Genomic DNA, 17,366 nt, shown 5'->3' on the forward strand with positions numbered 1-17,366 from the left:
GATTTCGCGACACACCACTCACGGTGCCGGTCGCTCCCGTCGCCCGCTCCTACGCTCGGCTTCGTGGACCTCTCTGCGCTGATCTTCGTGGCCCTCGCGGTGGCGTGGGCCGTCTACCTGATCCCCAAGGCGCTGAAGCACCACGACGACGTGGTCCGCAGCCGCTCGGTCGACCGCTTCTCCCACACCATGCGGGTCCTCGCCCGCCGCGAGCCCGTCAACCGCCGCGACGCCCGGCTCGTCGTGAGCCCGGGCCGGGCACCCTCGGCCCCTATCGTCACCGCCAAGCCCACCGTCAGGCCCACCGCCCAGCTCGCCGACCAGCGCCCCGCGCTCTCCCGGGCCGCCGCCAACCGCGCCGCCCGCCGGCGCCGCCGCGTGCTCGGTTCGATCCTGGTGGCCCTGCTCGCGACCGTCGTGGTCGCCGCCGTCGGCCTGATCAGCTGGTGGTACGTCGCGATCCCGGCCGGCCTGCTGGTGGCGTGGCTGGTCGCCTGCCGGCTGATGGTCCGCAGCGAGCAGGGGAGGCGCTTCGACGCCGACCTCCGCGAGGCCACCGGCGAGGTGCCGGTGGTCCGGTCCGAGGTCCCCGACCTGGACCCGCTCGAGGACACGACCCAGACCCCGGCCGTCACCGACGCGAGCCTGTGGGACCCGATGCCGGTCACGCTTCCGACCTACGTCGGCAAGCCGGCGGCCGGTCAGCGGAGCGTCCGCACCATCGACCTCGACTCCACGGGCGTGTGGACCTCGGGCCGCACCGAGGCCGACGCGGCCCTGGCCCGCCAGGCCGAGCACGACGACCGCGCTGCCCGGGCGCAGGCCCAGGCCGAGCACCAGCGCCGCGCGACCGGCTCCTGACCCGCGGCCGGCCGGGAGCGGTCATACTCGGGCATGGCCACCCACGTCGCGCAGTCGCGCACCGTCCCGCTGCCGCCCGAGCAGGTCGCCCACCGGGTGCTCACCGCACCCCTCGAGGCGGTGATCCGCCGGCGGTACGCCGCCATCGCCCCCGTCCGCGAGACCCGCGACGGCCCCGCCGAGTGGGGAGAGGTCGGCCAGTCCCGCCGCATCGTGCTCACCGACGGCAGCACCGTCCTGGAGACGCTGACCCAGGTCGATCCACCCCACGCCTTCGGCTACGACCTGACCGAGGTGACCGGCCCGATGGCGCCGATCGCCGAGCGGGTGGAGGGTCGCTGGAGCTTCGAGCCGGTCGGCACCGGCTGTCGCGTCACCTGGGCCTGGACCATCCACCCGGCGGGCCGCATGGGCGCCCTGGCGACGCCGCTGGTGGGGCTGATGTTCAGGGGCTACGCCCGTCGGGTCCTCGAGGACGTGGAGCGACACCTGCTCGCCGAGCACGGCCACGCCTGATTCGGAGGCTGCGGCCGGCGGGTGCTAACCTCTCAGCCGCTGGGGGCTGTGGCGCAGTTGGTAGCGCGTCTCGTTCGCAATGAGAAGGTCAGGGGTTCGAATCCCCTCAGCTCCACCCAGGCACCACCCGAGGCCATGTGCGGGTCCTCTTCCAGGAGCCGCGCGTGGCCTCTTCTCGTTGATGCGGGCACCCTGCAGTCCGCGGGCTCACCGTCGCTTGCGGGTCGCGAGCCGGAGGGCAGGCCTCGGCATCGCGTGCGCGTGCTGCGTGAGGAACTCGTCCAGGCGTGCGCCGCTGCGCTCGCCGGCATGGGCGAGGAAGATGCCGACGGCGTTGTGGACCACGGGCTCCGCGTCACCGGTCAGCCTCGCAGCGATCGCGAAGCCCTCCTCGACGTCCGCGTCGCTCCCGGCCCTCACGAACCACAGCGGGGCGGTGATGGCGGTGCGTCGTCGCAACGGGTCCTCGGCTCCCGCGAGCCGGTGGAGCACGTCGTAGGGCCCGCCGGCCACCGCGGCTCCCACCACGCGGGGCGCAGCGCGGTCCACCATGTCCCAGGTGGTGATGCGGTCGTGGTGGCTCAGGTACCTCTCACAGAGGTCCGGGTCGCCGAGCTGCTTGCGGGCCTGGAAGTCGAGGATGCAGCAGCCGGCCATGCGCGCCTCGTAGGTCGGCTCGGCCAGCAGGCGTTCCACCTCGGCCGGAGGCAGGGCGGCGTGCTCCTTGGCGATCTCGAACAGGGTGCCCATCCGGACACCGATGACGCGTTCGCCCGGTCCCACCCGCCTGGTGATCTTGGCGTGCTCGACAGCCGAGGCGTGGTCGGACAACCGTCGAACGACGACGGCGGCGGTGAGCTCCATCAGGGCCTCCTCGGGCTGGTCCGAGGGTAGGGACCGCGCACGTCGACCGAACTCACCTCGGACCCGGCCGTGGTCTGCCGTCGCGCCCGAAGCGTCGTTGGCTGCTGTTGTTCTGTGCCCGCATCAGTGTCCGGCGACCCCTTGAACCCACGCAAACAAAGATGTATAAAGGTATTCAAAGATTCACGTGGCGGGGATCACGGCGACCATCCGGTCGATCACCACCCGAGGAGAGGCACGACGCATGGACGCAGGCGCATGAGCGCAGGGAGCGGGCCGCACCACGAGGGGCCCTACCAGCTGCCCGACCGCAACCTGGGGCTCGACCTGATGCGAGCCACGGAGGCAGCGGCGATGGCCGCGGGCCGCTGGGCCGGTCTCGGCGAGAAGGAACGCGGCGACGGCGCCGCCGTCGACGCCATGCGCCAGGTCCTCGCCGGCGTCCAGATGCAGGGCGTCGTCGTCATCGGTGAGGGGGAGAAGGACGAGGCGCCGATGCTCCACAACGGCGAGCACCTCGGCGACGGGACCGGGCCTGAGATGGACATCGCCGTCGACCCCGTGGACGGCACGACGCTGCTGGCCAACGGCATGCCCAACGCCATTGCGGTGATCGCCGCCGCCGACCGCGGCAGCATGTTCGACCCGCGGGACGTCTTCTACATGGAGAAGCTCGTCGTGGGTCCCGAGGCGGCCGGACGGGTGGACGTGACGGCGCCGGTCGAGGAGACCCTGCGGGTCGTGGCCGAGGCCAAGGGGGGTTCGGTCTCCGACGTCACCGTGGGTGTGCTGGACCGTCCTCGGCACGGCCGGCTCATCGACCGGCTGCGCGCTGCCGGAGCCCGGATCACGCTGTTCCCCGACGGCGACGTCGCGGTGGCGATCGCCGTCGCCCGGCCCGACTCGGGGATCGACGTGCTCATGGGCGTCGGGGGGACCCCCGAGGGCGTCATCACCGCGTGCGCCCTGAAGGCGATGGGCGGGGAGATCCAGGCTCGCCTCTACGCTGCCGACGACGAGCAGCGCCGGCGGGCCCTCGCCGCCGGCCATGACCTCGACCGCGTGCTGGGTCACGACGACCTCGTGACGAGCGACAACACCTTCTTCGTCGCGACCGGCATCACCGACGGCAACCTCCTCCCGGGCGTGCGCTACTCCGGTGGCGGTGCCCGGACCCGGTCGCTGGTCATGCGCTCACGAAGCGGCACGGTTCGCGAGGTCAGCAGCGATCACGCACTGGACAAGATGCTCCGCCACGTCGGGGTGACCGTGACAGACGACGAGAGGCAGTGACCGACACATGGACAAGCTCGTGTACCACTTCGACGAGGGCGACCGGGACCAGCGGGACCTGCTGGGGGGCAAGGGAGCCAACCTCGCCGAGATGACCCGGCTGGGCCTCCCGGTGCCCCCGGGGTTCATCGTGACGACGGAGGCGTGCCGTCACTACCTGGAGCACGGACGCCTGCCCGACGACCTCCGGGTGCAGGTCACCATGGCCCTGCGCAAGCTCGAGGACGACGTGGGACGTCGCCTCGGTGACTCCGTGGACCCTCTGCTCGTCAGCGTGCGGTCCGGGGCGAAGTACTCGATGCCGGGGATGATGGAAACCGTCCTCAACGTCGGCCTCAACGACTACTCGGTCAGGGGACTGGTCGAGGCGTCCGGGGACGAGCGCTTCGTGTGGGACTCCTACCGGCGCCTGATCCAGATGTTCGGCAAGACCGTGCTGGGCATGGAGGGCGACGACTTCGCGAAGGCGCTCGAGGCAGCAAAGGCCGCCAAGGGCGTGACCAGCGACGTCGAGCTGGACGCGGCTGACCTGCGCCAGCTGGTCGAGGACTTCAAGGTCGTCGTGGAGGATCGCTGCGGAAGGCCCTTCCCGCAGGACCCCCGGGAGCAGCTGGACCTCGCCATCCGCGCCGTCTTCGACTCCTGGAACACCGACCGGGCCAGGGTCTACCGGCGCCGGGAGCGCATCCCCGAAGACGCAGGTACGGCCGTCAACGTCTGCACGATGGTCTTCGGCAACCTGGGGGAGACCTCGGGTACCGGCGTGTGCTTCACCCGCGACCCGTCGACCGGCAAGCCCGGGGTCTACGGCGACTACCTCGTCAACGCGCAGGGGGAGGACGTCGTCTCCGGGATCCGCAACACGTTGTCGCTGGACGACTTCGCCGAGGTGGACCCGGCGTCCTACCAGGAGCTCCGCAGGATCATGCGGCGCCTGGAGACCCACTACCGGGACCTGTGCGACATCGAGTTCACCGTGGAGCGCGGGAAGCTCTGGATGCTGCAGACCCGGGTGGGGAAGCGCACCCCCGCGGCGGCGTTCCGGATCGCCACCCAGCTGGTCGACGAGCAGCTCATCACCCTGGACGAGGCCCTGGAGAGGGTCGGCGGACCGCAGCTCGCGCAGCTGATGTTCCCGCAGTTCGACGCGGACGCGGAGCGCACGCCCTACACCAGGGGCATGGCCGCCTCGCCGGGCGCGGCCGTGGGCAAGGTGGTCTTCGACTCGGCGACGGCGGTGGAGTGGGCCGGCCGGGGCGAACCTGTCGTGCTGCTGCGGCAGGAGACCAACCCCGAGGACCTCGAGGGCATGATCGCCGCGACCGGCATCCTGACCAGTCGCGGCGGCAAGACCTCGCACGCCGCGGTGGTGGCCCGCGGCATGGGCAAGACAGCGGTGTGCGGCGCCGAGGCGCTCCACGTCGACGAGGAGGAGAAGGTCGCCCGCGCCGACGGCGTCGAGGTGCGGGAGGGGGACCTCCTGTCCGTGGACGGATCGACCGGTGAGGTGTTCGTCGGCCGGCTGCCGGTGGTCGCCTCGCCCGTCGTCACTTACCTCGAGGAGGGCCTCGAGCCCGCCCTCGACGGCGTGGACGACGACAACGCCGAGCTGATCCGGGCCGTCGACCGGCTCCTGGCCCACGCGGACTCGGTCCGGACCATGCAGGTCAGGACGAACGCCGACACGGGCCCCGACGCGCTGCGCGCCCGACGGATGGGCGCCGAGGGTATCGGCCTGTGCCGCACCGAGCACATGTTCCTCGGCGACCGCCGGGTGCTCATCGAACGCGTCATCCTGGCCGACAGCGCCGGGGAGCGCGACGAGGCGCTGGCCGCCCTGTTGCCTCCCCAGCGGGAGGACTTCGAGGAGCTCCTGGCCGCGATGGACGGTCTCCCGGCGACGATCCGCCTGCTCGATCCGCCGCTCCACGAGTTCCTGCCCGACCGGGCCGAGCTGATGGTCCGGGTCGCCCGGGCGGAGGAGCAGGGAGCCGCGGCCGAGGCGGACGTGCGGTTGCTGGCAGCGGTGGACAGGCTCCACGAGTCGAACCCGATGCTCGGGCTGCGAGGGGTCCGGCTCGGCCTGGTGGTGCCCGGTCTCTTCGGCGGCCAGATCCGTGCGGTCGCCGAGGCGGCGGCACACCTGATCGCCGAGGGCCACGACCCGAGGCCCGAGATCATGGTCCCGCTGGTGGGTTCGCTGATGGAGCTGCACCTCGTGCGCGAGGAGGCCGCCCGGATCGTCGCGGAGGTGGCCGAGGCCGCCGGCGTCGCGCTCGAGATCCCGGTCGGGACCATGATCGAGCTCCCGCGGGCGGCGCTGACGGCGTTCCGGATCGCCGAGGAGGCCGACTTCTTCTCCTTCGGCACCAACGACCTCACCCAGACGACCTGGGGCTTCAGCCGCGACGACGTGGAGGCGGCGTTCTTCGCGGCCTACCTCGACAAGGGCGTCTTCACGACCTCACCCTTCGAGAGCCTGGACGTGGACGGTGTGGGCCGGCTGGTCGACATCGGGACCCGCGAGGGGCGCCGCACCCGGCCCGGTCTGAAGACCGGGGTGTGCGGCGAGCACGGCGGCGACCCGGACTCGATCCACTTCTTCCAGCGGGTCGGACTGGACTACGTCTCCTGCTCGCCGTTCCGGGTCCCCGTCGCGCGGCTGGAGGCCGGTCGAGCGGTCCTCGGCAAGGAGGAGGCCGACACGTCCGACGACGTGGAGATCCAGCGGAGCTAGGACACCGCTTCCTGCCGCGGTCCCGGCCGCCACCGGCTAGCCGAGCCCCTCCAGCACCTCTCGGGCACGAGCGACCTGCCACGGCGAGAGCCCGGGGTCCATGGCGATGCCCGCCCTCAGGTGGCGTCTGGCGGCCGCGTCGCGGCCCAGCGCGGCCTCGATGGTGCCGCGGTGGATCCAGAGGATCGCCTCCTGGGTGCCCCGCCGGGTGGCGAGCCTGGCGTAGGTCAGGGCCTGTCGGTGACGCCCCGAGGCGTGCAGCGCCCACGCGTAGGCATCGGAGGCGTGCACGCCACGGCTCCGGGTCGCCTCCGCGCGTCCCAGCGCCAGGGCCTCGGCGCGGTCCGCGACCTCGCCGTGGTCGACCAGGAACTGCGCGAGCTCGCCGTCGATGTTGGCGCCACCGCTGGCGAGCAGGTCGACGGCTTCACGTGAGCGGTCGTAGGCTGCCGCGGCCTCGGCGTCACGGCCGAGGTGCTCCAGCAGCTCCCCCAGCGCGAGGTAGTGCTCGGGGAGGGGGTCTGACCTCACGACGCCCTGCCACGTGCGCCTGGCCTCCGCGAGGTCGCCCCGGGCCTGGGCCAGCAGCGCACGCCCGACCTGGACGTCGACGTCGCCGGGTGCCGCCGCGTCGGCGCGGTCCAGCCGCCGCGCCGCCGCCCGGAGCCGGCCCTGCCGCCGGTCCAGGTCCGCGGCGTGGCTCAGCAGGTGGGACAGCTCGTCCCTGCTGGCCGAGCCCGTTCCCCGCAGCAGGATGCGGCGGGCCTCCTCGAGCCGGCCGTCGAGCTCGACGGCGTAGGACCACCGGGACACGACCGGGACACCCGGTTGACGCCGGTCGGCCTCACGCACGGCGGGCATGAGGTCGGCGAAGCGTCCCAGCTGGGTCAGGGCGTCGATCCGGATGGCCAGCGCGGTGGGGTCGTAGGGCGCGATCGCGAGCGTTGCCTCCGCCTGGTCGAGAGCATCGACGAACTGGTGGTGCGAGGCGCTGATCGCGGCCTGGTTGGCCAGAGCACGGACGTTGTCGTCCGGCGCGATCTCCAGGGAGCGCTCGATGGCCCGGTCGGCCTGGTCGAACAGCTCGGCATCGAGCTCCTCGCCGGCGAGCGAGAAGTAGGCGAAGCCCAGCTCGGCCCAGGCCCGGTGATCACGGGGGACGCGCTCCACCTGTGCCTCGAGCGCTGCCACGGCCGCTGCCGGGTCGGCACCGCTCGCCGACAGCGGGTTCGGAGCGGCGAGCACCGCGGAGGCGGTGGCGGCCGGCTCCTCGTTGCGTGCCAGCCCGACGGCACCGGACACCGCCAGCGCCAGGCTGACGGCCATCACCACGACGTACTTGAGCATGTGCGTGCCCCTTCGTGGGGTAGGGGGCCCGGCCGCGCGCGGGGCGCGCGGCCGGGCCGAGGGTGTCAGGCCCGACGCTGCCGGCCGAGGCCGATGCCGCCGATGACCATGGCGATGGCGCCCATTCCGACGAGGCCGCCCGACGCCACCCGTCGGGTCAGCCCGGTCGTGGACGCCGACTCCGCGCTCGACGACGACGCGCCACCCGATGACGGGTGCGGGTCCTCGTTGCTGCCCGACACGGGCAGCGCGAGGTAGGGGAAGGTGTCACCGAAGGCGACGTCGTTGCGGTCGACCCCGTCGCCGAGGTCGTTCGGGGACCCGACGAGCTCGCCCTCCACGACCTGGAGCGCGATGTCGATCACGTCGTCGGCGAGACGCCGTCCGTTCGGGAAGCCCTGGGCGTCGCCCTCCAGCACACCGAGACGGTTGGGTCGCTCGGTGACCGGGGTGGTGAGGTTGATCCGCAGCTGTTCGCTGGGTGTCACCTTGCCCTTGGCCTGGTTGAGGCCCTTCACGCCGGTGAGGAACACCTCGACCAGGTCGTTGCGGGGCGTCTCCGGCGCCTCGATGCCGTAGATGGCCTCGATGAGTCGCGGCAGCTCCGGGTCGGTCACGTACTTGAGTGCCGCACCGTCCTGGGTCGGCCGCGAGGCGTTGAAGGCGTCCTTGAGCTTGAGAGGGATGACCACCTCGTTGACCAGCGGCATGCCCAGACGGGAGACCTGGCGGTAGCCGCCGCCCATCGACTTCTTCGACGTGGTGGACCAGATGCCGACCACCGGGTTGTCGTCCACCTTGCCCGAGGTCAGCATGCGCCGGGGCACCTGGAGCGCGACGGAGTTGACGTTGAAGCCGCGCAGCGTGTCGTCCCCGGTCTCGGAGAGGTCCCCGCCGTAGAGCAGGTCGAAGACGCGCAGGTCGAGGAAGAAGGGGTCCTCGGCCTGCCCGGTGAAGGAGCTCACCCTGCCCTTGGTGCGGGTGGCCTGGTCGCGCAGCTTCTGGTAGTCGGGCATGGAGGCCTTGCCGACGTTGGACGGCGCCACGCGAGCGCGCGGGACGATGACCTTCTTCTTGTTCCCCTTGATCCGCACCAGCCGGTAGGTCTGGTAGTAGTTCAGGTTCTCGTCGGTCAGCGAGGTGACCTGCCCGGTCGCGTAGAGGAAGGTCTCCTTGCTCCGGTAGTGGTCCTTGAAGGTCCACCGGAAGGTCACGTCGGGCTTGGCATCGGCGTCGTTGTCGACGTGGATGTCGTAGCGAGCGTCGGTCGCGAAGCTGTAGAAGTTCGGTCCGCCGGCCGGCTCCTGGAAGGGCAGCCAGTTGGCGATGAGGGTGACCGTGGACTGCCGCTCCGGGCTGCGGAAGGCGTAGAGGTCAGTGGTGTCGTACTGCGGTGTGGCAGCGATCATGGGTGCCTCCCGGTGGCTGGAGGCCGTGGCGGTGGTGGGCCCCAGGCCCGCCAGACCCGCTGCAGCGAGCAGTCCCCCGGAGGCCAGCAAGGCTGCGCCCCGCCGTCCCGTGAGTCGTGGTGTCATGTCAGGACTTCCCCTCGTCAGGCGTACCGGGCGACTCATGTCGTCGGACGCATCCGGGTCGCACGTCGGCGCCGGGACCGACGTGTTCGGAGTCACACGTCACACGGATTGGTGGCGCCGCGAGTCCAGCCGCGGCTGAGGTCCGGCAGGGCCCTTGACGAAGCGGCCTCACAGGGGTTGGGTCGAGGTATGGGCCTCGTGCCCCACCTGCTCATCGAGCGCCGGTCGCTCCTGAGGGTCGCCGGCGGGGGTGCGGTCGGCTTCGCGATCCTGGGGACGGCCGCCTGCGGCGACGACGCCGCCGAGCCCACCGAGGACGCAGCCAGCCCGACCGAGGAGTCGCCGGAGCCGACCGAGGAGCCGACGGTCGAGCCGTTGAGCTGGGAGCGCGTCGACCTCGGCTTCGTGGCGGCGTACGTCCTGGTCCGGGGCGAGGAGGCAGCGGTCGTCGACACCGGTGTCGAGGGAAGCGCTCCCGCCATCGCGACGGTGCTCGACGACGCCGGGCCGGGCTGGGCCGGCGTCCGGCACGTCGTGCTCACCCACAAGCACCCCGACCACATCGGCAGCACCAGCGCGGTGCTCACGGAGGCCTCGGGCGCGACCGGGTACGCCGGCGAGGCCGACCTCACCGCGATCGACGCCGACCTGCAGCCGCTGGGAGACGGCGAGGAGGTCTTCGGCTTGCAGGTCGTCGCCACACCGGGCCACACGGCCGGCCACCTGTCCGTCTTCGACCCCGACACCGGGGTGCTCGTCGCCGGTGACGCGCTGGCCAACCAGGCGCAGCTGTCAGGGTCGATCCCCCAGTTCACCGAGGACGAGGCCGCGGCAGCGGAGTCGGTGCGCAAGCTCGCCGCCTTGACACCCAGCACCATCCTCGTCGGCCACGGCCCGCCGGTCACCGACGGCGCGGCGGACGCGCTGCAGGCGCTGGCGGACTCGTTGTAGCCGCGGCTCCGGAAGGGGAGAGATGAGCGATCCGTTCGTGGGCGAGATCCGGCTGTTCGGCTTCACCTTCGCGCCCCGCGGCTGGGCCCTCTGCCACGGCCAGCTGCTCCCGATCACGCAGCACACGGCCCTGTTCAGCCTGCTCGGCACCCTCTACGGCGGCGACGGGCGCACCACCTTCGCGCTGCCCGACCTGCGGGGGCGGACCGTGGTCGGGTCAGGCCAGGGGCCCGGGCTCGCGAACCACCGGCAGGGCGCGGCCGGTGGGGCGGAGGCCGTCGCCCTCACGATCGACCAGCTGCCGGCACACCGCCACGAGGTGACTGCCTCGCGACGCCGCGGCAGGTCCCGCAACCCCGCGGGCCGGTTCCTGGCGCGGTCGCGCCGCGGCCGGCTGTACGACGCGCAGCACGCGGAGACGATGCACGTCGAGATGATCACCGAGGTCGGCGGGGGCCTGCCGCACGACAACCTGCCGCCGTACCTGCCGCTGAGCTGGTGCATCGCCTTGGAAGGGATCTTCCCCTCCCGGAGCTGAGCCGCGCGGGTCAGGCCGCGTGCTGGCAGGTGGCGCAGCTGCAGTCTGCGCACGCACAATTCGCGCACGAGTCGGAGCAGTGCGCGCAGCTGCAGGTGTGGTGGTTGCACGTGCTGCACGTGCAGTCGGTGCAGGTGCAGGTCGCACAGCTGTCGGAGCAGCTGGCGCACTCGCACTTCGTGCACTCGTCGTAGTGCCCCTCGTGCTCGTGGTGCAGGTGGCCGTCGTGGAGGTAGTCGACGTGGTCGAGATGGATCACGGCCTCGTGGCCGCAGTCCGGCCCGTGCGTGTGGTGGTGTCCCTCCGCCGACCGGTGCTCGAGCACTGTCACGTCTGCCTCCCCAGGCTGGTCGATGCCCCCGAGCTGTCGATGTTCCTCCTGCTGGTCGCCGGCCGCAAGGCCCGCCTGCGAGGGCCCCGGGCGTCCCGGGGCCCTCGTGTGACGATCAGTCGCGAGCGTGGACGCGGGTGCCCTGAGCCAGGGCCACGGACACCACGGCCAGGCACACGGCCGTCCCGACGGCGCCCCAGACGGTGACGCCGGAACCGAGGAACACCGCGATGGCGAGGACGGCGGCGACCAGGCCCCACCAGCGCGTCAGGCCCGCACGCCAGGCGGCCAGCATGGCCAGGGGGAGGGCCAGGAAGAGCCCGATGATGCCGGGCAGCGTGAAGTAGGGGACACCCCACATCGCGCCCATGGTGTCGTTGACGGCCTCGGTGCCGTCGACCCCGAAGTGCTGGCCGACGGCGCTGTCGTACCAGTCGACGAACAGCAGGCCGGGAAGCGTCGTCATGCCGAGGAAGCCGATGACGGCGGCGAGGGTCGCGAGGGCGGCGCCGCGGGAGCGGATCAGCGGGGCGAGGAGCATCGCGGGCGCCATCCACAACGCGTAGGACCACTTGAAGCCGAGCGACTTGAACTGCAGCGGCTCCGGGTTGTCGGCGTAGATCTGCCACATCTCCCGACCGCTGACGCCCGCGGCCGGGTCGGCGACGGCGCCGACGACGGCGAGCAGCCCGCCGAGGGCGGGCGCGGCCACGAGGCAGGCCCGACGGACGGCGAGCGAGCGGCGGGCCGGGGCCGGTGGCGCGCTGTCGGTGCGGGGGTGGGTGGTCAGGGTGGTCATGCGAGTCCTCCTCCGGGACGGTGGCGCCGGTCTGTCCTGCGCCGACCTCCATGCTGGGCGCCGACGACCTCAACCGGATCCGGCGGCGGAGGGATATCGGGCTCAGCCGGACGACGGATCCGGACCCGGGTCGCCTGCGACCACGACCCCGTTCTCGTAGGCGTAGACCACCGCCTGCACCCGGTCGCGGAGGGCGAGCTTGGCCAGGACGTTGCTGACGTGGGTCTTCGTCGTGCCCTCGGAGACGAAGAGCGTGCGGGAGATGTCCTGGTTGGAGAGGCCCCGGGCGAGCAGCCGCAGCACCTCCAGCTCCCGGGGCGTGAGGTGCGCGAGCCGACCGTCCGGGGTGGTGCGCGGCGGCGCGGCCCGTCCCACGAACGCGTCGATCACGCGGCGCGTGACCTGGGGCGCGAGCAGCGAGTCGCCCGCGGCGACGACCCTGATGGCCTCCGCCAGCTCCTCGGCCGGGGCGTCCTTGAGCAGGAACCCGGACGCGCCTGCGCGGAGCGCCTCGAAGACGTACTCGTCGAGGTCGAACGTCGTCAGCACGATGACCCGGGTGGCGACCCCGGCCTCGACCAGCCGGCGGGTCGCCGCGAGGCCGTCGAGCACCGGCATGCGGATGTCCATCAGCGTGACGTCGGGGACCAGCCGCGTCACCACCTCGAGGGCGTCCTGACCGTTGGCGGCCTCGCCGACCACGTCGAGGTCAGGCTCCGAGGCCAGCAGGCTGCGGAAGCCGGCCCGGACCATGCCCTGGTCATCGACGATCACGACGCTGGTCACGTCGACCTCCCTCCACCCGGCGTCGGCGTCATCGGCAGCCGGACGCGCAGCCGGGTGCCGCCCGCGGGCACGTCCGTCAGGTCGACCGTGCCGCCGTAGAGGGCGGCACGCTCGCGCACCCCGATCAGGCCGTGGCCGGGTGTGCCGGACCTGGCGTCTCCGCGGCCGTCGTCGACGACCTCGACGGTGAGGCTGTCGGGCTCGTAGCGCAGCGTGAGCACCACCCGCGAGGCGGCTGCGTGGCGCAGCGCGTTGGTGAGCCCCTCCTGCGCGACGCGGTAGGCCGCGAGGTCCAGGCCGGGCGGCAGCAGCTGCGACTCGCCCTCGGTGTGCAGCTCGACGGTCGGACCGTCCGTGGGCACGCCTGCCACCAGCGTGTCGAGCTCGGAGACACCCGGCTGCGGCGCGAGGTCCGCGGCTTCCTTATCGCTGCGCAGGACGCCGAAGAGCCGCCGCATCTCCGCCATCGCCTCCCGGGCTGCGGTCTCCATCCGGACCAGGTCGGCGACCTCGTCGGGGTGCTCGTCGCCCAGCCGCCGGCGGACGGCCTGTGCCTGGATCGTGATGACGCTGATCGAGTGGGACACGATGTCGTGCAGCTCACGGGCGATCCGGCTGCGCTCCTGCTCGGCCGCCTCGGCGGCTCGTCGCTCCTGGTCACGCGCGCGCTGCTCCGCGGCGGCGACCGCGGCCCGGTCGAGCTCGGTCCTGCGCCGCAGGTAGCTGCCGACCAGCCACGGCCCGACGATGAAGACCCCCGCGGCGGCGTAGTCGCTGGGGAGGAACCCGTTCTCGGCGGCCGAGACCACCAGGAACGGCGTCAGGGCGATGGCGAGCCCGACGTAGGAGCGGGGCGGGCGGGCCTCGAAGCCGACGGTGGACAGGCAGAGCACGAGCGTGAGGACGATCGTGAACTGGAGCTCGCGGTCGACCGCCAGCTGGACCGCGACGATCACTGCCGTGACGGCCACCGGGAACTGGCGCCGCCAGGCCAGCACACCCAGGGGGAGGGCGGCGGTCAGCGCGTGCTCGACCGGGGAGCGGATCGGCTCGACGCCGACGAGCTCGGCGAGACCGAGGGCGACGAAGACCAGGGCGATGGCGATGTCGACGTGCGGGGGCCGGCGCGGCCACCACGCGGGGCGCACCCGTTCGGGCGCAGTCGTCGACACGCCCAGCACCGTAGACCGTCGCGGGGGCTCGCACATCGGTCTCGGGACCGATGTGTCGGGCCCGCGCCGGTCAGCGTCGGAGCCGGATCTTGCGGGGCTTCAGCCACTTCTCGTGGTAGGCCCCGTCGTCCCAGGTCAGCCGGGCCTTGACGGTGTAGGTGCCGGGGCGGGTGGTACGGCCGCAGAAGCGGAACTTCCCCGTACCGCGCGTCGGGTCCTGCCCCTTCCACTCGTAGCCGGTGCCGACCCGCTCGCCGCGCGGGTCCACGAGGAAGAGCTCGAGCGACCAGTCGGTGCCGCGCGGCTTCACCCGGTAGCGGTAGGGGTGACGCTGGCAGCGGTCGCGGAACCGGCCGTCCTTCGAGCCGAAGCTGGCCCGGGCCTCCTCGTGGGAGTACTCGTGGAGCGGGCTACCCGGCGGGACCGGGGCGGCGCCAGCGGAGCCGGTCGGACCGGCCAGCCCGGCGGTGAGGGTCACGGCCGCGATCACGGCGGCGGCGGCCGACCAGCGTGGCGTCGTACGTCGGTGCAGCATGCGGAATCCCTCCCAGCTCCCGGGTTCCGACCCGGGGTCGGTTGCATACTCTCGGTACGCAAACGGCTGGGGAACGCCGACGTCACGGGGGTGACGGTGTGATCTGCGCCGCGTCAGGACCGGCGGAGGCCGGACACCGCAGGGGCGTCCGGCCTCCGGTGGCGCGGTCGGCTCAGAGGTCGAGCGGCCGGAGCACGAAGAGGATCGCGTGGGCGATCTGCTTGTTGCCCTTGTTGATGTCGAGCCCGCGCCGGATGAGGAACGGGTCCACGTCGTTGGGGTCGTTGTCGCGCAGCCGCACGATCTTCCACCGCTTCGACCGCACGTCGACCTCGACCGTGGCGCCGGACAGCGCGGTGGCCAGCTCGGCACCGTCGGACTTGAGCGCCTGCTTGGAGGTGATGGTGGCCCCCGGGATGACGTGGTAGAGGAGCACCGACTCGATGGCGTCGATGCCGACCTTGTTGGCGATGGCCTGGAAGGCGCGCCGCTCGGAGCGGTACCAGCGCTTCGTCAGGTCGTAGGCCAGCACCTTGAACGAGAAGTCGTTGGGGATGAACGCCGTCAGCGGGGTGCTGCCGTCGGTCAGGACCTTGACCGGCGAGTTCGGCTTCGCGTCGAGGACCGCGAGGACGGCCTCGGTCAGGATGTCGAAGTCCCGCGGGTTGCGGTCGAAACGGTTCCCGTCGGAGGTCAGGACCTCCGCCAGGCTCCGGTCACCCAGCTGCTGGTGTTTGGCTGCGGCCGGTGGTGCGACGACCGCTGTCATCGCCAGCGCGGCCCCGGTCGCGGCGACGACGAGTCGTCGCAGGCTGTGGGTCGTGACGGGCATGTGTGTCTCCTCTCCCCTGGGGCCGCGTGGGCACGGCCGCTCGAGGGTGGTTCGGAGTGACCCTGATCACGGATGGGAGCGGGCGAGGTGGACGGTGCCGTGGCTGCCGTAGCCCACCAGGCGGCCACCGTGGGGCGTGCCGTCGAAGCCGATGTGCAGCCAGCCGCCCGCGTGCTCCACGACGGTCGGCCACGGCAGGTTGTCGGTGTAGGGCGCGTCGAGGACGCCGACCTCCCGCAGGTCGAGGTCGAGCACCGGGTAGCGGCGCCCGGGCTTGTCGCTGACCAGGAGCCGCCAGACCCCGTGGTGCCGGTGCCAGGTGACGCCCTCGGTCTCGGTGTGGCCGCGGGTCGCGGCCGCACGCAGCGTCAGCGCGTCGAGGGAGGGCCCGGTCGCGACCACGGGGTGGAAGCGGAAGAACCGGCTCGCGCTGACGTACGCCGCCAGCCACCCGTCCGCCGTGCGGACCAGGGCTGGGTCCCAGATGCCCACCGAGCGGAACCCGGTCGTCGGCAGGTCGAGCGGCACCGTGTCGAGCACGTGCCGGCCGGTCAGCAGGTCCTCGGTGCTGGTGCCCAGCGTGGCCCGGACGGTCGCACCGCGCACGGCCGGGTCGAAGTCGCCCCAGGTGCTCGCGGCCAGCAGCCACCGGTCGCCGTCGCGCAGGAGGTGGCAGGCGTGGTCGCCGTAGACGCCCGGTCGGTCGGTCCGGCGCAGGAACAGGTCGCTGCGGTGCTCGAGCTCGAGCGACACCGGGTCGAGGCTCCACACCGAGGTGTGGGCGGTGTCGAAGAAGCCCGGACCCGCGCTGGTGGCGGTCAGCAGCACGCGGTCGTCCTCCCACCAGGCGCTGCCGTCGGCGCGCGTGACCAGCCGGAGGTCGCGCAGGCCGAGCTCGCCGAAGCCGTGCAGCTCGCCGCCCTCGGCCGCGAGACCGGCCAGCCACCCCTCGTCGCGGGTGTCGACCCGCTCGCGGAGGTCCACCCGGCCGCGGACCACCCAGTCGTCGCCCTCACGTCCGAGCACGGCGAGGTGCGTGCCGGTGAGGGCGAGGGCCAGGCGATCGACCTCGCGGCGGGCACGCCCGGACCGTCGGCTGCGGTGGTGGGTGGTCCGCCCACCGGCCGTCACCGCGAGCGCGAACCCCGTGCCGTCGTGGTGGCCCACCAACCGGTCGTCCCCGCTGCGCAGCACCAGCTCCGCACCCGGCGTGGCTGGACCCGTTACCGCGACGTACGGCGCGAGCGCCTCGGTCAGCGGAGCCGGCCGGGCCACGGTCACCGGCCGTCGCGTCGCCACCGGCACGAAGGAGGGGAGGTCCACGGGTGCCAGCATGCCCTTGACCGTGCTGCCGGCGGGCAGCGACCGTGGGCGCCATGCTGCGCCGGCCGCACGAGAACGTCGCCACGGTCCTGGTGGACCCGGGCGTGCTCGTGGAGCTCGAGGTGGAGCTCATGGCGCTCGACCTGCGGCTGTGGCCGGTCGCCACCGCACCGATCTGCGACGACGGCCCGCGGCAGGCCTTCCAGCTGCGGCGTCGGTTGCTGATGGCCCGCCGCGGCGCGTGGGACGAGGCTGCCGACTGGGTTCCGGTGTGGATCTCCTTCGGTGACACGAGGCGCCAGGACGCCGAGCCGCTCCCGTGGTCGGCGCGCTCGACGCTCTACCGCACCCTCGACGCCCACGCCGCCCACGTCCGCTACCGCAAGGGGCTGGGCGGGGTGCCGCTCCTGGACGTCCCGCGGGAGCGGACCGCCTGAGCGCGGGGGGCCGAGGGGTGCCTGAGAGGATCCCCCGGTGGACACCGAGCTGACGACGCTGATCGTGCGCCCGCGTGGCTGGCAGCGGCTGCAGCGGTGGCCCGGGATGGTGATCCTGGGCATCGGCATCTGGTCGCTCTTCTTCGCCGACCCCTGGGCCGTCGCCTTCATCGCCCTGGGCCTGTGGGGCACCTCGGAGATGTGGCGCGGGATCCGGGTCACCGGTGACACCCTCCACATGCAGGGGCGCATCGTCCGGCGCACCCTCCCCCTGGCGCAGGTCCGGCAGGTAGGCATCGCGCCGTCCCGGTCGTTGTGGGTCCAGCCCGAGGAGGGCCCGACGCTGCTGCTCCACATGGCCGAGACCCGAACCGACCGGCCCGGCTCGCTCGCCGACGCGGTCGACCGGCTGCGCGAGCTCGCCGCCGGTGCCGGCGCCGACCTGGAGCCGGCGCTCGAGGAGCCCACGAGCCCGCCGCGTCCGACCACCCGGTTCTTCGGGTGGTGAG

Annotated in this window: 18 protein-coding genes and 1 tRNA gene; 10 read left to right on the forward strand and 9 right to left on the reverse strand. The window is 72.7% G+C overall.

The features are described 5' to 3' along the window. The first annotated feature begins 63 nt into the window (after positions 1–63). The 3 genes from sepX (at position 64) to K6T13_RS02550 (ending at position 1,492) form a co-directional block, all read left to right on the forward strand. The gene (gene sepX, locus K6T13_RS02540) at positions 64–861 is read left to right on the forward strand and encodes a divisome protein SepX/GlpR (protein WP_222896679.1); all 798 of its coding nucleotides are present in this window, start codon (positions 64–66) and stop codon (positions 859–861) included. A 33-nt stretch (positions 862–894) separates the two neighbouring features. Next, entirely contained in the window at positions 895–1,377 is a 483-nt protein-coding gene (locus tag K6T13_RS02545; protein WP_222896680.1) for an SRPBCC family protein, read from the forward strand. A 42-nt stretch (positions 1,378–1,419) separates the two neighbouring features. Next, positions 1,420–1,492, forward strand: a tRNA-Ala gene (locus K6T13_RS02550). 92 nt (positions 1,493–1,584) lie between these two features. On the opposite strand, the gene K6T13_RS02555 is transcribed toward K6T13_RS02550, so the two are convergent. Continuing rightward, positions 1,585–2,241: a DNA alkylation repair protein gene (locus tag K6T13_RS02555; protein WP_222896684.1), complete on the reverse strand. Its 657-nt coding sequence runs from the start codon at positions 2,239–2,241 to the stop codon at positions 1,585–1,587. Positions 2,242–2,499: 258 nt separating this feature from the next. Between K6T13_RS02555 and glpX the strand changes: the two genes are divergently transcribed. Continuing rightward, a complete protein-coding gene (glpX, locus tag K6T13_RS02560) occupies positions 2,500–3,534 on the forward strand; it encodes a class II fructose-bisphosphatase (protein WP_222896691.1) in 1,035 nt (344 codons plus the stop codon). Between the two features lie 7 nt (positions 3,535–3,541). After that, positions 3,542–6,271, forward strand: coding sequence for a pyruvate, phosphate dikinase (gene ppdK, locus K6T13_RS02565; RefSeq protein WP_222896695.1), 2,730 nt, complete (start codon positions 3,542–3,544; stop codon positions 6,269–6,271). Between the two features lie 36 nt (positions 6,272–6,307). Here ppdK and K6T13_RS02570 read toward each other — a convergent pair whose 3' ends face one another. Continuing rightward, the gene (locus K6T13_RS02570) at positions 6,308–7,618 is read right to left on the reverse strand and encodes a tetratricopeptide repeat protein (protein WP_222896701.1); all 1,311 of its coding nucleotides are present in this window, start codon (positions 7,616–7,618) and stop codon (positions 6,308–6,310) included. A 65-nt stretch (positions 7,619–7,683) separates the two neighbouring features. Continuing rightward, positions 7,684–9,153 carry a DUF4331 domain-containing protein gene (locus tag K6T13_RS02575; protein WP_222896704.1) on the reverse strand — a complete coding sequence of 490 codons (1,470 nt, stop codon included), beginning with the start codon at positions 9,151–9,153 and terminating at the stop codon, positions 7,684–7,686. 189 nt (positions 9,154–9,342) lie between these two features. Here K6T13_RS02575 and K6T13_RS02580 point away from each other — a divergent pair, with 189 nt between their 5' ends. From K6T13_RS02580 to K6T13_RS02590, 3 genes are read left to right on the forward strand one after another with little or no spacing between them, the layout of a single operon-like run. Then, the gene (locus K6T13_RS02580; protein ID WP_222896706.1) at positions 9,343–10,104 is read left to right on the forward strand and encodes an MBL fold metallo-hydrolase; all 762 of its coding nucleotides are present in this window, start codon (positions 9,343–9,345) and stop codon (positions 10,102–10,104) included. A 22-nt stretch (positions 10,105–10,126) separates the two neighbouring features. Then, positions 10,127–10,642, forward strand: a complete 516-nt coding sequence (locus K6T13_RS02585) for a phage tail protein (protein ID WP_222896709.1) — start codon at positions 10,127–10,129, stop codon at positions 10,640–10,642. Positions 10,643–10,671: 29 nt separating this feature from the next. Next, on the forward strand, positions 10,672–10,836 hold the full coding sequence (locus K6T13_RS02590; RefSeq protein ID WP_222896711.1) for a hypothetical protein: 165 nt from the start codon (positions 10,672–10,674) through the stop codon (positions 10,834–10,836). A 252-nt stretch (positions 10,837–11,088) separates the two neighbouring features. Here K6T13_RS02590 and K6T13_RS02595 read toward each other — a convergent pair whose 3' ends face one another. From K6T13_RS02595 to K6T13_RS02620, 6 genes are all read right to left on the reverse strand, one after another. Beyond that, a complete protein-coding gene (locus K6T13_RS02595; RefSeq protein WP_222896713.1) occupies positions 11,089–11,772 on the reverse strand; it encodes a hypothetical protein in 684 nt (227 codons plus the stop codon). A gap of 102 nt (positions 11,773–11,874) precedes the next feature. Next, complete coding sequence (locus tag K6T13_RS02600; protein ID WP_222896716.1) at positions 11,875–12,558, reverse strand: response regulator; 684 nt, start codon at positions 12,556–12,558, stop codon at positions 11,875–11,877. Next, a complete protein-coding gene (locus K6T13_RS02605) occupies positions 12,555–13,730 on the reverse strand; it encodes a sensor histidine kinase (RefSeq protein ID WP_222896719.1) in 1,176 nt (391 codons plus the stop codon). Before K6T13_RS02605 ends, K6T13_RS02600 begins: the two co-directional genes overlap by 4 nt. A 70-nt stretch (positions 13,731–13,800) precedes the next feature. Then, positions 13,801–14,265 carry a hypothetical protein gene (locus K6T13_RS02610; RefSeq protein WP_222896720.1) on the reverse strand — a complete coding sequence of 155 codons (465 nt, stop codon included), beginning with the start codon at positions 14,263–14,265 and terminating at the stop codon, positions 13,801–13,803. 172 nt (positions 14,266–14,437) lie between these two features. Then, a complete protein-coding gene (locus K6T13_RS02615) occupies positions 14,438–15,097 on the reverse strand; it encodes a fasciclin domain-containing protein (protein WP_222896721.1) in 660 nt (219 codons plus the stop codon). Positions 15,098–15,163: 66 nt separating this feature from the next. Then, positions 15,164–16,432, reverse strand: coding sequence for a hypothetical protein (locus K6T13_RS02620; protein WP_222896722.1), 1,269 nt, complete (start codon positions 16,430–16,432; stop codon positions 15,164–15,166). Between the two features lie 41 nt (positions 16,433–16,473). Between K6T13_RS02620 and K6T13_RS02625 the strand changes: the two genes are divergently transcribed. Both K6T13_RS02625 and K6T13_RS02630 read left to right on the forward strand, forming a co-directional pair. Further along, positions 16,474–16,857: a hypothetical protein gene (locus K6T13_RS02625; protein WP_222896723.1), complete on the forward strand. Its 384-nt coding sequence runs from the start codon at positions 16,474–16,476 to the stop codon at positions 16,855–16,857. 37 nt (positions 16,858–16,894) lie between these two features. Next, positions 16,895–17,365, forward strand: coding sequence for a hypothetical protein (locus tag K6T13_RS02630; RefSeq protein ID WP_222896724.1), 471 nt, complete (start codon positions 16,895–16,897; stop codon positions 17,363–17,365). The last annotated feature ends 1 nt before the right edge of the window (position 17,366 follow it).

The sequence above is a fragment of the Nocardioides coralli genome (genome assembly GCF_019880385.1).
In the GTDB taxonomy this organism is placed as follows: Bacteria; Actinomycetota; Actinomycetes; order Propionibacteriales; family Nocardioidaceae; genus Nocardioides; species Nocardioides coralli.

Excerpts from the sequence above, each read along its gene's own strand:
- K6T13_RS02545 (WP_222896680.1), top strand. The coding sequence starts at position 895 with ATGGCCACCCACGTCGCGCAGTCGCGCACCGTCCCGCTGCCGCCCGAG.
- K6T13_RS02555 (WP_222896684.1), bottom strand. The coding sequence starts at position 2,241 with ATGGAGCTCACCGCCGCCGTCGTCGTTCGACGGTTGTCCGACCACGCC.
- glpX (WP_222896691.1), top strand. The coding sequence starts at position 2,500 with ATGAGCGCAGGGAGCGGGCCGCACCACGAGGGGCCCTACCAGCTGCCC.
- ppdK (WP_222896695.1), top strand. The coding sequence starts at position 3,542 with ATGGACAAGCTCGTGTACCACTTCGACGAGGGCGACCGGGACCAGCGG.
- K6T13_RS02570 (WP_222896701.1), bottom strand. The coding sequence starts at position 7,618 with ATGCTCAAGTACGTCGTGGTGATGGCCGTCAGCCTGGCGCTGGCGGTG.
- K6T13_RS02575 (WP_222896704.1), bottom strand. The coding sequence starts at position 9,153 with ATGACACCACGACTCACGGGACGGCGGGGCGCAGCCTTGCTGGCCTCC.
- K6T13_RS02580 (WP_222896706.1), top strand. The coding sequence starts at position 9,343 with ATGGGCCTCGTGCCCCACCTGCTCATCGAGCGCCGGTCGCTCCTGAGG.
- K6T13_RS02585 (WP_222896709.1), top strand. The coding sequence starts at position 10,127 with ATGAGCGATCCGTTCGTGGGCGAGATCCGGCTGTTCGGCTTCACCTTC.
- K6T13_RS02595 (WP_222896713.1), bottom strand. The coding sequence starts at position 11,772 with ATGACCACCCTGACCACCCACCCCCGCACCGACAGCGCGCCACCGGCC.
- K6T13_RS02610 (WP_222896720.1), bottom strand. The coding sequence starts at position 14,265 with ATGCTGCACCGACGTACGACGCCACGCTGGTCGGCCGCCGCCGCCGTG.
- K6T13_RS02615 (WP_222896721.1), bottom strand. The coding sequence starts at position 15,097 with ATGCCCGTCACGACCCACAGCCTGCGACGACTCGTCGTCGCCGCGACC.
- K6T13_RS02620 (WP_222896722.1), bottom strand. The coding sequence starts at position 16,432 with ATGCTGGCACCCGTGGACCTCCCCTCCTTCGTGCCGGTGGCGACGCGA.
- K6T13_RS02625 (WP_222896723.1), top strand. The coding sequence starts at position 16,474 with ATGCTGCGCCGGCCGCACGAGAACGTCGCCACGGTCCTGGTGGACCCG.